Raw genomic sequence first — 14,638 nt, 5'->3', positions numbered from 1 at the left:
TGACTGCTGACGACTGACCGCTCCCTTGCACTACCATGCAGCGCGATGCGCTCTCCTCTGCCCCGCGCTGTCCTGACTCGGCTGGAAACCGGGCGGCTGGTGGTCCTCAGCGCGCTGCTGGGCGGGCTGGTGGGGGCGCTGTGCGTGGGGCTGCGGCTTGTGCTCGAGCAGGTGTTGGAGGCTGGGGCGTGGCTCACGGGCTTTTCGCCCCCCGGCACCCCCGGCGAGGGCGGGCTGCTGATGGCCTTTGGGGAGGCGCTGCCCTGGGGCCTGCTCGCGCTGCCGCTCGTGGGGGTCGCCTACGTCTGGCTGGTGGGGCGTGAGGACGGCGACCCCCTCAACCAGCTCGTGCGGGGTGCCCACACGCGGGGCGATACGCCCAGCCTGCCCACCCAACTGCGGACGCTGGTTGCCACCCTGCTGGGCCACGGGGCGGGGCTGCTGGTGGGGCGGGACGCCCCCTACACCGTGCTGGGCGGGCTGGGAGCGCGGCTGCTGGGCCGGGCCACCCGGCTCGACGCGGTGGAGACGCGCAGCCTCACCCTGGCGGGGGCGGCGGCGGGCCTGGGGGCCGTGCTGCACGCGCCCCTCGCGGCGGCGGTCCTCGTGGCTGAGGTGCTCTACCGCCGCTTCGAGTTCGAGTTCGAGGTGCTGATGCCCTGCGTGCTCGCCTCGGTTGCGGCCTATGCGGTGTACGGGCTGGCCTTTGGGTTTCTGCCCCTGCTGAGTGTGCCGGAAGTTGGCGTGCCCACCCTGGCGGGCGTGGGACCCCTGGCGGGGGTGGCGCTGGGGGTCACCCTCGCGGGGTGGGCGGCCCTCTTGGTCTGCCGTACCGTCCCCGACGACTGGACGCGGGGCTGGGCGCGGCTGGCGCTGGGCGGGGCCTTCGGGTGGCTCACGGCGGCCATCGCGTGGTGGGGCACCCCCGGCGTGCTGGGGGACGGCTCCGGCTGGGTGCAGGTCGGGCTGTCGGGCTTTCTGGGGCAGGGGGCGCTGGGCGAGGGCGCGTGGCGCTGGCTGCTGCTCGCGCTGGGGGCGCGGCTGGCCTTTGGCGGAGGGGTGCTGCCCTCGGTAGGGGTGGGCGGGCTGCTGGGGGTGGGGCTGGGGTCGCTGCTGGGGGCGGACCCCACCCTGGCCGCGCTCGTGGGCATCGTCGCCTTCGTGACCGTCACGCTGAACGCGCCCCTCGCTGCTGCGCTACTGGCGGTGGCTTGGGGCGGCGACGCCCTGCTGCCCGCTGCCCTCCTCACCGCTGGCCTCGCGCACGCCCTCAGCGGCGAAACGGGCCTGCTGCCCGCGCAGGTGCGCTCGCGGGCACAGAGTTCCGCGCCGCTGCCCGTGCTGCTGCCGGGGGCAGGGGCGGTCACCATTCGCCGCGCTCCCGCGCCTCCGGCTCCCCTGCGGCCTCTGCACGCCGCCCCGGAGGAAGCAGCGGTGGGGGGGGGCCTGCCCCCGCTGGAATCCGAGCAAGAACTCTACCGCCGCCCGGTGCCGCGCAGTTGGGCGGGTGCTCGCCTTTCGGTCCTCTCGCTGCCCCCCGGCGTGGAGGTCGTGGGGGTGGTGCGCGGCGGCACGGTGCGGGTTCCGCGCCCGCAGATGCGCCTGACTGCCGAAGACGAGCTGGTCTTCCTGGCCCGCCCCGACGCCTACGCCGCTCTGGAGGGGGTGCTGCGGCTGCCGGGGGTGTGAGGGGAGCTTTCAGCGGTCAGCTTTCAGCAACAAGCTGCCAGCGACTAGCGACCAGCAGTCAGCAGAAGGAGGGACCGGGCGGAGCGGCTGACGGCTGATAGCTGACGGCTGACGGCTTCTTTCCTCCCCCATAATGCCCCGGTGACGCCTGCCCCGCCCCCCGCCCGCACGCCCTGGACTCCCAACGAACGCCTCGGCCTTCTGAACGGCTGGCTGGTGTCGGTAGGGGACGGCTTTTTGAGCGTGTCGGTGGTCGTGGCGGGGTTTGCAGCGCGGCTGGGAGCACCCAACTTCGTGATTGGCCTGCTGCCCGCCATCGCGGGGGGCGGGTGGATGCTCCCGCAACTGCTTGTCGCGGCGCGGGTGCGCTCGCTGCCCTACAAGCTGCCGGTGTACCGCTCAGCGGCGCTCGTGCGGCTGCTGACCTACCTGGCGATGGTGGTTGTGGCGGCCACCCTCGCGGACCGCCCGGCCCTGTGCCTCACCCTCTTCATCGGCGCGATGCTGGTGAATGCGCTTGCGTCGGGGGTGGCGGGCTTGCCCTTCCTGGAGGTCGTCAGCAAGACGGTGCCTTCCGAGCGCCGCCCCCGCTTTTTCGCGGCCCGCAACCTGTGGGGCGGGCTGCTCGCGTTCGGGGCAGGGCTGGCCGTGCGAGGGATTCTGGGGTCGGACCTCGCCTTCCCCTATAACTACGCGCTGCTCTTCTTGCTGGGGACGGTCGCCTTTACGGTGGGCTACGGCGTCTTCGGGCAGGTGCAGGAGCCGCCCGACGAGCCGCTCCCGCCCGGCAACCTGCGGGACGAGCTGCGGGCGATTCCACAGACCTTGCGTGACGGGCACTTCCGGGCCTTTTTGCAGGTGCGGTTGCTGCTGGCGGCGGCGAGCATGGCTGAGCCATTTTACGCAGTGTACGCCCTGCGCGACCTGCACTACCCGGCGGCCACCCTGGGCACCTTCGTGATGGCCCTGACCGGGGCCGCGCCCCTCTCCAACCTGCTGTGGCGGCGGGTCGCCGAGCGCAAGGGGTCGCGGCGCATCATCCGCTACGCCAGCGTCAGCGCGGGCCTCGCGCCCCTCACGGCCCTCGCGGTGGGGGCGCTGGGGCTGCCCAGCCTCGCTTATCTGCTCGTGTTCGTGCTCTCCAGCGTGGCCGTGCAGGGTTTTAACCTCGGCCACACCAACCACCTCCTCAACATCGCGCCGCCCGACGCCCGCAGCCGCTATATCGGCACCCTCAACACGCTGGTGGGCGCAGCCCTCTTTGCCCCGGTCGCGGGGGGCCTCCTCGCGGACGCGGCGGGCTACCCGGCGGTATTTGTGCTCAGCGCCGTTCTCTACGCGGCGGCGTGGTGGGGGTGCGGGCGGCTGCGGCGGGACGCTTGAGAAGGGATAGCGGCCAGCAGCCAGCGACCAGCAAGGGCTACTTTGGCTGGCGGCTGGTTGCTGGCCGCTGAAAGCTTCTCAGTGCCCCAGAATCTTGCTGAGGAACACCCGCGCCCGCTCGTGCTGGGGGCCTGAATAAAAGGCTTCGGGGGTGGTGTCTTCTACAATCTGTCCGGCGTCAAAAAAGAGGAGGCGGTCGGCAACCTCACGGGCAAAGCCCATCTCGTGGGTGACGACGAGCATGGTCATGCCGGAGCGGGCGAGTTCCTTCATCACGTCAAGCACTTCCTTAATCATCTCCGGGTCGAGCGCCGAGGTCGGCTCGTCAAAGAGCATCACGCGGGGGTCCATCGCCAGGGCGCGGGCGATGGCGACCCGCTGCTGCTGCCCGCCGGAGAGCTGCGCGGGAAACTTGCTCGCCTGCTCCTCGATGCCGACCCGCCGCAGGAGGTCCAGGGCGCGGCGCTCGGCGTCCGCCTTGGGCACCCGGCGCACCCGCGTGGGCGCGAGCGTCACGTTGTCGAGCACGGTGAGATGCGGAAAGAGGTTAAAGGACTGAAAGACCATCCCGACCTCGCGCCGCACCGCGTCGAGGTTGCGTGCCCCCTGAAGGGGAATGCCGTCCACGACGATGCTGCCGCTGTCGTGTGGGTCGAGGGCATTGAGGGTGCGGATAAAGGTGCTTTTGCCGCTGCCCGACGGCCCGATAATCACGACCACCTCGCCGGGCTGCACGGTCAGGCTGACCCCGCGCAGGGCGTGGAAGGCGCCGAAATGCTTGTGCACGTCTTGGGCGACGATGATGGGGCCGGGAGAGGCGGGCTGGCTCATGGGGGCAGTCTAGCGGGGGGCGCTTGTCCCCCTGTCCCTTTCGCGCCGCCCCGGTGCTAAGCTGCCTGCACCCTCACGTTTGTTCTGGCCCCCGCTCGCTTGCCGCCTGCGGGGAGACCCCACAAGGAGACCCCATGAAGTATCGCCAGCGCCTGCTGACCACCGCCCTCCTGGGCACCGCCGCCCTCGCCGCCGCGCAGGGCACGACCTTCCTGACCATCGGCTCCGGGGCCACCACCGGGGTGTATTTTCCGGTCGCCACCGGCATCGCCAAGCTCATCTCAGACGCCAATACAGGTGTTCGCGCCAACGCCCGCTCGACGGGCGGCAGCGTCTTTAACATGACAGCGCTGGGCACCGGAGAACTCGACGCCGCCGTTGCTCAAAACGACATCGTGTATTACGCCTACCGCGGCACCGGTCTGCCCGCCTTTCAGGGCAAGGCGAACACCAAGATTCGTACGATGGCGGTCCTCTATCCGGAGGTGCTGCACGTGGTCGCCCGCAAGGACGCGGGCATCAACTCCATCGCGGACCTCAGGGGCAAGCGCGTCGTCATCGGCGACCTCGGCTCCGGCACCGAGCAAACGGCCCGGCAGGTCCTGGAAGCTTACGGCCTGAGCTTCGACGACCTTGGCCAAGCGCTGCGGGTGTCGCCCGCGCAGGGCATCACCCTGATGCAGGACAAGCGGGCCGACGCCCTCTTCTACACCGTCGGGGTGGGCGCGAGCGCGATAACCCAGATTGCCCAGACCACCGACATCAAGATGGTGCCCGTCGCGGGCAACCAGGCTGCCGCCCTCATCAAGAAGTACCCCTTCTACGTCCGCTTCAATATCCCCGCCCGCGCCTACCGGGGCGTGGGGGCCACCGTCCCCAGCGTGGCGGTGCAGGCCACCTTGGTCACGACCACCGACGTGCCCACCGACGCCGTGTACAAGGCGATGCAAGCCGCCTTCGGCAACGAACAGGCCCTCAAGGCGCTGCACCCGGCCCTCGCCCAGAACTTCTCCTACACCAAAGCCGTTCAGGGCCTCCCCGCCCCGCTGCACCCCGGAGCCGTCCGCTTCTTCCGCGAAAAGGGCGTCACCGTCCGCTAAGCCTTGACCTTGGGGCCAGCCGACCGATTGACTGCGGGGCTGGCCCCCTTCTTTCCCCCTGAAATGAGGACCCTATGAGTGACCCCACGCGGCCCGTCTCGACGGACCCGGCGCTGGAGCTAACGGAGGGCGAGCGCCGCGCCCTGGAGCTGGTCGAGGCCAACGAGACGGGCGGACGGCAACTCTCCGGCTTGCCCAAGATGCTGGTAACCCTGGTTGCGCTGGCTTGGTGCGGCTTTCAGATGTACGCCGCGCAGGTCGGCACCCTGGACACCCTGCTGCTGCGGGCCACGCACCTGGCCTTTGCCTTTGCGCTGGCCTATCTGGTCTTTACCCCGCGCAAGACGCCGGGGCGGGCGCAGCGGGGGGTACCCTGGTTCGACTGGCTGCTGGGGGCGGGGGCGGTGGGCACGGCCACCTACCTGATGGCCCAGTACCCCACCATCGCGGGCGTGCAGGGCGGAGCGCTGAACTCGACCGATGTCTGGGTGGGCAGCGCCCTGATTGTGCTGCTTTTGCTCGCGGCGTGGCGCACGGTCGGCATCGCCATGCCCATGGTGGCGAGCGTCTTTATCCTCTACGCCCTGACCGGGCCGCGGGGCCTGATTCGCAGCGACCTGGGGCCGCAGCTTCAGCTCCACGCCGGGCAGACCTGGCCGCAGGTCGTGGGGCAGCTCTTTGCCAACACCGAGGGCATCTTCGGGACCGCCATCGGCGTCTCGGCGCAAATCGTCTTTCTGTTCGTGCTGTTTGGGGCCGTCTTCGACAAGCTGGGGGCGGGCGAGTGGTTTATGCGGGTGGCGCAGGGGCTGCTGGGCGGCTTTCGGGGCGGCCCGGCCAAGGCAAGCGTGCTCTCCAGTGCCCTGAATGGCATCATCAGCGGCTCGTCGGTCAGCAACGTGGTCACGGGCGGCAACATCACCATCGGCACGATGAAGCGGGTGGGCTATTCCGCCGAGAAGGCGGGGGCCATCGAGGTCGCCAGCTCCAGCAACGGCCAACTGATGCCCCCGGTGATGGGGGCGGCGGCCTTTATCATGGCGAACAACCTCAACATCGAGTACCGGACCCTGATTTTGGCAGCGGCGGTGCCCGCCTTCTTGTGCTACGGGGCGCTGCTCGTCGTCACCCACATCGAGGCGCTCAAGCTGGGGCTGCGCGGCCTCCCCCGCAGCGAGCTGCCGCCCGTAGGCGCGACCCTGCGGGCGGGGTGGTACTACCTCATTCCGCTGGCCTACCTCATCGGCACCCTGACCCTCAACCCGGACGCCACCCCAGAGCGGGTCGCCCTGAACACCATCTTCCTGATGATAGGCATGATGCTCGTGCAAGAAGCGTGGCGGGGGCGGCGGGAGGGGCGCGGCCTTGGGCGCGGGCTGCAACGCGGCGGCCAGCAGCTCGTCGAGGCCGCCGAGAGCGGGGCCAGAAGCATGATTGGCATCGCCATCGCCACCGCCGCAGCGGGCATCATCGTGGGCATCGTCACCATCACCGGGCTGGGCTTTGGGCTGGCCACGATTGTGGAGACGGTGAGCGGGGCCTTCCGGGGCTTGTTCACGGCGCTGGGGGGGCTGCTGCCCTTTGTGGACCCCGCCTCGGTCGTGACGGTAGGGACCATGCTCGTCGTGCTCGTAATGGCGCAGCTCATCGCGCTCATCCTGGGCATGGGCCTGCCCACGACCGCCAACTACATCCTGATGAGTGCGCTCATCGTGCCCATCATCGCCCGCCTCGCGGGGCTGGACACGAGCAACCCGGCGCAGATGCTCCCGGTGCACATGTTCGTCTTCTACTTCGGCATCATGGCGGACTCGACGCCGCCCGTGGCGCTCGCGGCCTTTGCCGCCGCCGCGATTTCCGGCGGGAATCCGGTCGCCACGGGCGTGCAAGCCTTTCAGTACGAGCTGCGAACGGCGCTACTGGCGTACATGATGTTTTTCAACCCGTCCCTGCTCCTGATTGCGGGGAACCGGATTGGCGGCCTGCCCTGGACCGAGGCGCTGCCAATGATTTTCTTCGCCTTCCTGGGCCTGGTGGCTTTTAGCGCCGCGACCCTGCGCTACCTGCACCGCCGCACGAACCCCGTGCAGACGCTCGCCCTCCTCGTCGCCGCCCTCCTCCTGATTGCCCCCACCGCCCTGGTCTGGAATCTCGTTGCCCTCGCCCTCTTTGCCGGGGTGTATTTCTGGCAAAAGGCGGGCAGCCGGGATGAGCCGCCGGGGGTGGCGGTGGCGTAGGAGCTGTCAGCGGTCAGCCTTCAGCTTTCGGCAACAAAAGCCTCAGCAAACGCTGGGGCTTTTGTTGGCTGGTGGCTGGTCGCTGGCTTCTGGCGGCCTTTACCGCGTCGCAATCCGTACTCGCTTTTCGAGCTGGTCCGTAAACAGCGTCATCACCGTGGTCAGGGCAAGGTAGACGCAGGCCACCGTTGTCAGCACGGGCACGGGCTGGAAAGTTTCGCTGGAGACGCGGTTTCCGGCGAGGGTGAGTTCGAGCAGCGAAATGACCGAGGCGAGCGAGGAGTCCTTGAGCAGCGCCACGAGGTTATTCACCAGCGGCGGTACGACCACTCGCATCGCCTGCGGCAGCACCACCGCGCTCATGGTCTGCGCTCCGCTCAGGCCCAGGGACCGGGCGGCCTCAGTCTGGCCGCGGGCGATGGCCTGGATGCCTGCCCGGACCACCTCAGCGTTGTAGGCCCCCACATTGAGCGAGAGGGCAATCACCGCCGACCAGAACTCATTGAGTTCGAGGTTCAGCCCCAGCGCCTGCAAGAGCAGTGGAAGCGCGTTGTACACGAACAGGATTTGCACCAGCAGGGGCGTGCCGCGAATCAGCCAGATGAAGAAGCTGGCGGGTGCCCGCACCAGCCACAGGGTGCTCGTGCGCTGAATCCCCGCCACCACGCCAATGAGCAGGCCAATCAGCCCGCTGACCACCGTGAGTTGCAGGGTCATCCGCGCTCCTTCGACGAAGAAGTCGGCGCGGGGGCCGATGGGGTCGGGCATCTGGCGCAAAATCAGGGTGATGACGTAAAAGAGCAGCAAAAACGCCGCCGCTGCCCCCGCCACCCACCCCAGCAGGGCCAGCCCGCCCAAGGGTTTGCGGGAAGGGGCCGTCACGCGGCGCTCCGGCAAGCATCAGCCCCCGCGGGGGCCAGGAAATGAAGCACCTGTTGCATTCCGCGATGATGCCATAGGGAAGGGGGGAGGGGAGCCGCCCTGGCCCCGCCCTCCCCCCCCGCCGCGCCGGGCTTAGCGGCAGCGCACGTCCTGCCCGAAGTACTTTTGGCTGAGTTTGGCGTAGGTGCCGTTTTGCTGCGCCTTGGCAAGCGCGGCATTGAGTTCCTTGAGCAGGGAGCTGTTGCCCTTTTTCACAGCCATCGCCACCCGCTCGTTAAACAGCAGGTCACCCTGTTGGAGTTTGCCCTTTTGGGCTTTGACGAGGTCAATCCCGGTGAACTTGTCGCCCACCCAGGCGTCGACTCGGCCCGCCATCAGCGCAGCTTGGGCGGCGGTGTCGGTGGGGTAGGTCTTGACGTCGCCCACGCCGGGCACCTTGCGGACGTTATCCAAGTAGGTCGTGCCGACCTGCACGGCCACGCTCTTGCCCCGCAGGGCGGCGGCGGTCAGGGGGCCACCCACCCTGGCGACGATGGCCCCGCCCGTGCAGTAGTGCGGGTTGGTAAAGTCCACCGCCTTCGCCCGCTCCGGATTCACCCCGTGGCTGGCAATCACAAAGTCGTAACGGCCCTGGTTGAGGCCGATAAGCAGGTTGTCAAAGGGCTGGGTCGTCCACTGCACCTTGAGGCCGAGCTGAGCGGCCAGGGCCTCGGCGAGTTCGACCTCAAAGCCCGTGAGCTGTTTACCCTTCAGCATATTAAAGGGCGGAAAAGCTCCCTCGGTGGCGATTTTGATGGTGCCAGACTGCTTGATTTCGGCCCAGGTGCGGGCCGTCGCCGGGGCGGCGACCAGCGTTAGGGCCGTCAGCGTAAGCAACGCTCGTTTCATGGGTGAACCTCCGGAAACGGTCGGGAAGGCCGCAGCCCCCGCCCTCTTCGCCAGGAAGATAGAGCATGGTCCGCTCATTTGAAAGCGACAGACCCCCACTTGCCTTTCTGGGGGAAAAGATGGGGGTCTGCAGCTTTCAGAATGGTCAGTCCTTACTGGAAATCACGGTGACGGTGGGGGCGTCCGAGCTGAGCTGAGTGCCTTGCGGGGCAACTTGTTGGGAGGCCAGGGCCGCGGGGGTGCTGTGCTGTGCCCCAGCACCAGCCCCAACTGTTGCCGGGTACTCGTACCCTAGGCCCTGGGTGTCGGCCTGACCCCGCTTGCCCGTCGGGGTGCCACGGTCGATGGCAAGTTCGGTTTCGTGGTCAAAGGCGTGCAGGCGGGTCTGGTCAATGAGCAGCTCGATGTCGTCGCCCACATCGAGGGTGGCCTGCCCCTCCACCTTGGCGGTGAGCTGCTGGCCCTGCACGTCAATCACCAGGTCCGTCTGGGCACCGAGTGGCTCGACGACCAGAACCTGCCCACGCAGCACGTTCTGGCCGTGCGGAATGTCGCTGTACCCCTTGAGGCCCACGTGTTCGGGGCGAATCCCCAGGTAGACCTCGCGGCCCTCGTAAGCTCGCAGGCTCTGGGCGAGGCGGCCCATGGGCGCGACCCGGCTGCCGCCGACGACGAAGTCGCCGCCCTCGACCCGTGCGGTCAGGAAGTTCATGGATGGGCTGCCGATAAAGCCCGCCACGAACTTGTTCTGCGGGAAGTCGTAGAGGTTCATGGGGGTATCAACCTGCATGATGACGCCGTCGCGCATCACCACGATGCGGTTGCCGAGGGTCATCGCTTCTACCTGGTCGTGGGTCACGTAGATGATGGTGGCCCCCAGGCGGCGGTGCAGTTGGCTGATTTGCGAGCGCATCTCCACGCGCAGCTTGGCGTCAAGGTTGGAGAGCGGCTCGTCCATCAAGAACACCGACGGCTCGCGCACGATGGCGCGGCCCATCGCCACACGCTGGCGCTGCCCGCCCGAAAGCTCCTTGGGCTTGCGCCCCAGCAGGTGCTCAATCTGGAGGATGCGGGCCGCGTCGCGCACCCGGCGGTCAATCTCGTCGCGCGGCGTCTTGCGGAGCTTGAGGCCAAAGGCCATGTTCTCGTAGACGTTCATGTGCGGATAGAGCGCGTAGTTCTGAAAGACCATCGCGATGTCACGGTCCTTGGGGGGCACGTCGTTGACCACCCGGCCCCCGATGCTCAGCACCCCGTCACTGATGTCTTCCAGCCCCGCAATCATCCGCAGGGTGGTGGACTTGCCGCAGCCCGACGGCCCCACAAACACCATGAACTCGCGGTCCTCGATGCGGAGGTTGAAGTCTTTCACCGCGTGATGCTTGGTGCCGTAGCGCTTGTTGATGTTCTCCAGAACGACTTCTGCCATAGGACGCTCTTTCTCCTTACGCCCCTGCTCTCGCCCGTGAATGTGCCCCCTGAGCGGGAAAGCGGGTCGGGCGACCGGGGTTCGCCTAGAACCTGGGTGAACGCTGACGCCAACTGGACAGAGGTAGTGTACTCCGCAGGCAGGGCGGCCCGCACCTCCTCCTGCCCTCGCCGCCTCAGGAGCGGGGCGGCTCTTTGGAAGCTCCCAGCGCTTCTTCGAGTGGGAGGTCGCCGCGCTCGGCCCGCTCGCGACGTTCGGCTTCACGGCGCTCCTCGGCCTCGGCTGCGGCGTCCTGGTCCGCCGCGAGCTGCTCGGTGAGTTGGCCGCCAATCAGGGCGAGCGCCACCGCATCGGACACGTCGGGCCGCTCGCGCAGGTAGAAGTGGTTGTAAACGGCGCGGATGATGATGAGGAAGGGCACCGTCAGAAAAGCCCCCACCAGCCCGAAGACGCTCCCAAACAGCAGCACGCCCACCGTCACCGAGAGCGGATGCAGCTTGGCCGCCCCGCCCAGCAAGAAAGGCGCGAGGACGTAGCTCTCTATCTGCTGAATCACCAGCGAAAAGAGCGCTACATACAGGGCCTTTTGGGGGTCGTCGGCGAGGGCAAAGAGGATAGGCGGAATCACCGCCACGATGGGGCCAATGTTGGGCACGAGTTCTCCCAGCGCCGCGATGAGGCCGAACACCAGCGGGTTGGCGACCCCCAGCAGGGACAGCCCGATGGCCGTCGCGGTGCCCATCATCAGCATGATGAGCAGGGTGGCCCGGCCCCACGCGCCCATCTCGCCCAGAATCTGCGCCAGGGCCGCCGTCGCCTGCACCCGGAAGCGCGGCGGCACCGCCCCCAGCACCCCCCGGATGAGCGGCGCAGGGTGACTCAGCACAAAAATCACCATCACCAGCGTCAGCAGGGCGGTAAAGAGGCCCCCCACCAGGCTCAGCCCCAGCCCCAGCACCGACCCCGCTGCCCCGGTGGCCCAGCCAGCGGCCCGGTTGCCCAGCTCGGCGAGCACGTCCTCGCGCAGCAGGGGCGCGAGCTGTGGGTAGCGGACTAGGGCGCTCTCGGCGCGGCGCTCCAGCTCGCTCAGGTCGGTGGGCAGCGACCGGGCGAGGTCCACGACCTGCGCGGCAATGGGGGGCAAGGCCAGCCACGCGGCGGCTCCCACGGCCGCCAGGGCCGCCCCCACCGTCAGCAGGGTCGCCACCCCACGCGGCAACCAGCGCTCCAGCACCCGCACCGCCGGATTGAGCGCCGTCGCCAAAATCACGGCCAGTGTAATCGCCAGGAGCGGCGCGGCCACCCGCCCGAAAAAGCTCAGCAGCAGCAGCACCGCGACCACGGTCAGAGCGGTCGGCAGCAGATTGGTGACCTGAAGGGCGGCGCGGGAAACGGAAGAACGGGTCAAGGGTAACCTCCTGGCAGGGGGACTTTCGGGGGGAGAGGGCACCCCGGCCCTGCCATCTTCTCACCGCTGGACCTCCAATCCTGACAACTGGAAAAAAGAGAAGGAGGGGGAGTCTTGGCCTCCTCCTTCCCCCCCACGCTCGCTGCGGCGGGCCTACGCCGCGCCCTGAGCGCCAAACTGCATGCGGAAGATGTACTTCGTGACCTCGCCCTTGAGGGTGTCAATCATGTCGTTAAACATGTTCGTGGCCTCGAACTTGTACTCGGTAAAGGGGTCACGCTGGCCGTAGCCGCGCAGGCCGATGCCCTGCCTAAGCACGTCCATCGCGTGCAGGTGCTCTTTCCAGTGCTGGTCGACGAGTTGCAGCAGCACGTAGCGCGAGAGGCTATTGAGCAGCGTCGGGCCGAGTTCTTCCTTGCGGGCGTCAAAGGCGTCGGCCACCGCCCCCAGCAGGTGCGCGTGCGCGGCTTCGGGGTTCATGCCACGCAGGGCCTCAAAGTCGTAGCCCTCCAGTTGCGGGACGGCGTCCAGCATGTTGGTCCGCAGGGTTTCGAGGTCCCAGCTTTCGGGCGCTTGGTCGAGGGGCGCGTAGTAGGCGAGCTGCATCTCGGTGAAGTCGGCAATCATGCCCTCGGTCGACTCCGCGACGTCCTCGTCGCTGCCGAGCAGCACCTCGCGGCGCTGGGCATAGATGACGTCGCGCTGCACGCTCATGACGTTGTCAAACTCCAACAGCTGCTTGCGAATGCCGAAGTTGCGGTCCTCGACACGCGCTTGCGCCTTTTCGATGGCTCCGGTGACCATCTTGGCCTCGATGGGCTGAGAGTCGTCCATGCCCAGGCGGTCCATCATGGCGACCACCCGGTCGTTGGCAAAGAGGCGCATCAGGTCGTCTTCAAAGGACACGTAAAAGCGGCTGGAGCCGGGGTCGCCCTGGCGTCCGGCGCGGCCCCGCAGCTGGTTGTCGATACGGCGAGACTCGTGGCGCTCGGTGCCGATGATGTGCAGTCCGCCCAGTTCCTGCACCCGCTGGCGGTCGGCGACCGTGTCCTGCTGAAGTTGTTGCGCCTGCCGGATGAAGTCGGGCACCATGCCGGGAATCGCCATGCCGAGGCGCTCGGCGTCCGGGTCGCCGCGGCTGATGGCCTTGATAAAGGCTTCCGCTTCTGGCGCGAAGCGGCTGATACCGAAGTTGGCCTCAATCGCTTCGCCCATCAGGAACTCGGCGTTGCCCCCCAGCATGATGTCGGTGCCGCGCCCCGCCATGTTGGTGGCGATGGTGACGCTGCCGCTGCGGCCCGCCTGCGCGATGATGCTGGCTTCCTGCGCCTCGTACTTGGCATTCAGGACCGCGTGGGGAATCTGCGCCTCGCGCAAAAGAGCGCTGAGTTGCTCGCTGGTATCGATGCTCGCCGTACCGATAAGGATGGGGCGGCCCGTGGCGTGTATCTCGCGCACTTCGTTGACGACGGCCCGGTACTTGCCCATTCGGGTGCGGTACACCAGGTCGTCGGCGTCCTTGCGAATGACGGGCTTGTTGGTGGGAATGACCAACACGTCCGAGCCGTAGATGTCGAGGAACTCCTTTTCCTCAGTCTTGGCGGTGCCCGTCATTCCGGCAAACTTGTCGTACAGCCGGAAGAAGTTCTGGTAGGTGATGGTCGCGAGCGTCTGGTTCTCGTTTTCAATCTTGACGCCCTCTTTGGCTTCAATCGCCTGGTGTAGCCCCTCCCCGTAGCGGCGGCCCGGCATCGAGCGCCCGGTGAACTCGTCGATGATGACGACCTCGCCCTCCGCGTTGACGATGTAGTCCTTTTCGCGGTGATACAGCTCACGCGCGCGAATCGCCTGCACAATCATGTGCGCCTTGTCCATGTTTTCCGGGCTATAGAGGTCGCCGAGCGAGAGCAACCGCTCAATCTTGGCGATGCCCGCCTCGGTGAGGTGGACCTGCTTGCCCTTTTCGTCGATGGTGTAGTCGCCGGTCGGCTCGGCCCGCTTGCCGGGTTCGGCGGGTTCGCCCCGTTGCAGGCGGCGAATCAGCTTGGCATAGAGGTAATACTGGTCGGTCGCCTTTTCCGCCGCGCCGGAGATGATGAGCGGGGTGCGGGCCTCGTCAATCAGGATGGAGTCCACCTCGTCGACGATGGCGTAGTGCAAGGGCGTGTCCGCCCGCAACGAGAGCTGCTCGCGGCTTTGGGCCATGTTGTCGCGCAGGTAGTCAAAGCCCAGCTCCGAGTTGGTGACATAGGTGATGTCGCAGGCGTAGGCGGCCTGCTTTTGGTGGGGCTGGAGGTCGCGGCTCGCCAGGCCCACCGTCAGGCCCAGCGTGCGGTACAGCAGGCCCATTTCCTCGGCCCCGACGCGGGCGAGGTAGTCGTTCACGGTGACGAGGTGGCAGCCCTTGCCCTCCAGCGCATTCAGGGCGAGGGCCAGGGTCGCGACCAGCGTCTTGCCTTCCCCGGTGCGCATTTCCGCAATCCGCCCCTGGTGCAGGGCCGCCCCGCCGATGAGCTGCACGTCGTAGTGCCGCTTGCCGATGGCGCGGCGGCCCGCTTCCCGAATCAGGGCAAAGGCCGGAACGATGACGTCATCGAGGCTCTCGCCGCCCTCCTGCACGCGCCGCCGTAGGGCCATAAATGCTTCGGCGAGATTCTCGATTTTCATCGTTTCTTCTTCCAGCGCGTTGACGGGTTCCACAATCGTTTTCACGATTCGCGCCACGTCGCGCTGGTTGTTATCGAACACCTTGTTGAGGACACGGAACATGACACGCGAGTATAGCGCGTGC

Annotated in this window: 10 protein-coding genes; 4 read left to right on the top strand and 6 right to left on the bottom strand. The window is 67.7% G+C overall.

Annotated elements, in window-relative coordinates:
- Positions 1-45 precede the first annotated feature (45 nt).
- A complete protein-coding gene (locus H565_RS0110000; RefSeq protein ID WP_027460901.1) occupies positions 46-1,689 on the top strand; it encodes a chloride channel protein in 1,644 nt (547 codons plus the stop codon).
- A gap of 141 nt (positions 1,690-1,830) precedes the next feature.
- On the top strand, positions 1,831-3,072 hold the full coding sequence (locus H565_RS0109995) for an MFS transporter (RefSeq protein ID WP_027460900.1): 1,242 nt from the start codon (positions 1,831-1,833) through the stop codon (positions 3,070-3,072).
- 78 nt (positions 3,073-3,150) lie between these two features.
- On the opposite strand, the gene H565_RS0109990 is transcribed toward H565_RS0109995, so the two are convergent.
- Entirely contained in the window at positions 3,151-3,903 is a 753-nt protein-coding gene (locus tag H565_RS0109990) for an amino acid ABC transporter ATP-binding protein (RefSeq protein WP_027460899.1), read from the bottom strand.
- A gap of 134 nt (positions 3,904-4,037) precedes the next feature.
- On the opposite strand from H565_RS0109990, the gene H565_RS0109985 reads away from it, so the two are divergent.
- Both H565_RS0109985 and H565_RS0109980 read left to right on the top strand, forming a co-directional pair.
- On the top strand, positions 4,038-5,003 hold the full coding sequence (locus H565_RS0109985; RefSeq protein WP_027460898.1) for a TAXI family TRAP transporter solute-binding subunit: 966 nt from the start codon (positions 4,038-4,040) through the stop codon (positions 5,001-5,003).
- A gap of 74 nt (positions 5,004-5,077) precedes the next feature.
- A complete protein-coding gene (locus tag H565_RS0109980; protein ID WP_027460897.1) occupies positions 5,078-7,240 on the top strand; it encodes a TRAP transporter permease in 2,163 nt (720 codons plus the stop codon).
- A gap of 99 nt (positions 7,241-7,339) precedes the next feature.
- On the opposite strand, the gene H565_RS0109975 is transcribed toward H565_RS0109980, so the two are convergent.
- The 5 genes from H565_RS0109975 to secA all read right to left on the bottom strand — a co-directional run bounded on the left by H565_RS0109975 (position 7,340) and on the right by secA (position 14,616).
- Positions 7,340-8,122, bottom strand: coding sequence for an amino acid ABC transporter permease (locus H565_RS0109975; protein WP_235204168.1), 783 nt, complete (start codon positions 8,120-8,122; stop codon positions 7,340-7,342).
- A gap of 132 nt (positions 8,123-8,254) precedes the next feature.
- Positions 8,255-9,010, bottom strand: a complete 756-nt coding sequence (locus H565_RS0109970; protein WP_027460895.1) for an ABC transporter substrate-binding protein — start codon at positions 9,008-9,010, stop codon at positions 8,255-8,257.
- A 145-nt stretch (positions 9,011-9,155) separates the two neighbouring features.
- Complete coding sequence (locus H565_RS15070) at positions 9,156-10,439, bottom strand: ABC transporter ATP-binding protein (protein WP_051363540.1); 1,284 nt, start codon at positions 10,437-10,439, stop codon at positions 9,156-9,158.
- A gap of 175 nt (positions 10,440-10,614) precedes the next feature.
- Complete coding sequence (locus H565_RS15065) at positions 10,615-11,847, bottom strand: AI-2E family transporter (RefSeq protein WP_034409214.1); 1,233 nt, start codon at positions 11,845-11,847, stop codon at positions 10,615-10,617.
- A gap of 153 nt (positions 11,848-12,000) precedes the next feature.
- Positions 12,001-14,616 (bottom strand): preprotein translocase subunit SecA, encoded by a 2,616-nt coding sequence (gene secA / locus H565_RS0109955; protein ID WP_027460894.1) that lies wholly within the window; start codon positions 14,614-14,616, stop codon positions 12,001-12,003.
- Between the last annotated feature and the right edge of the window lie 22 nt (positions 14,617-14,638).

This window comes from Deinococcus murrayi DSM 11303 (genome assembly GCF_000482805.1).
Classification (GTDB): Bacteria; Deinococcota; Deinococci; order Deinococcales; family Deinococcaceae; genus Deinococcus; species Deinococcus murrayi.
Note: the sequence above shows the minus strand (reverse complement) of the source record. Positions and strands in the feature narration are given on the sequence as shown.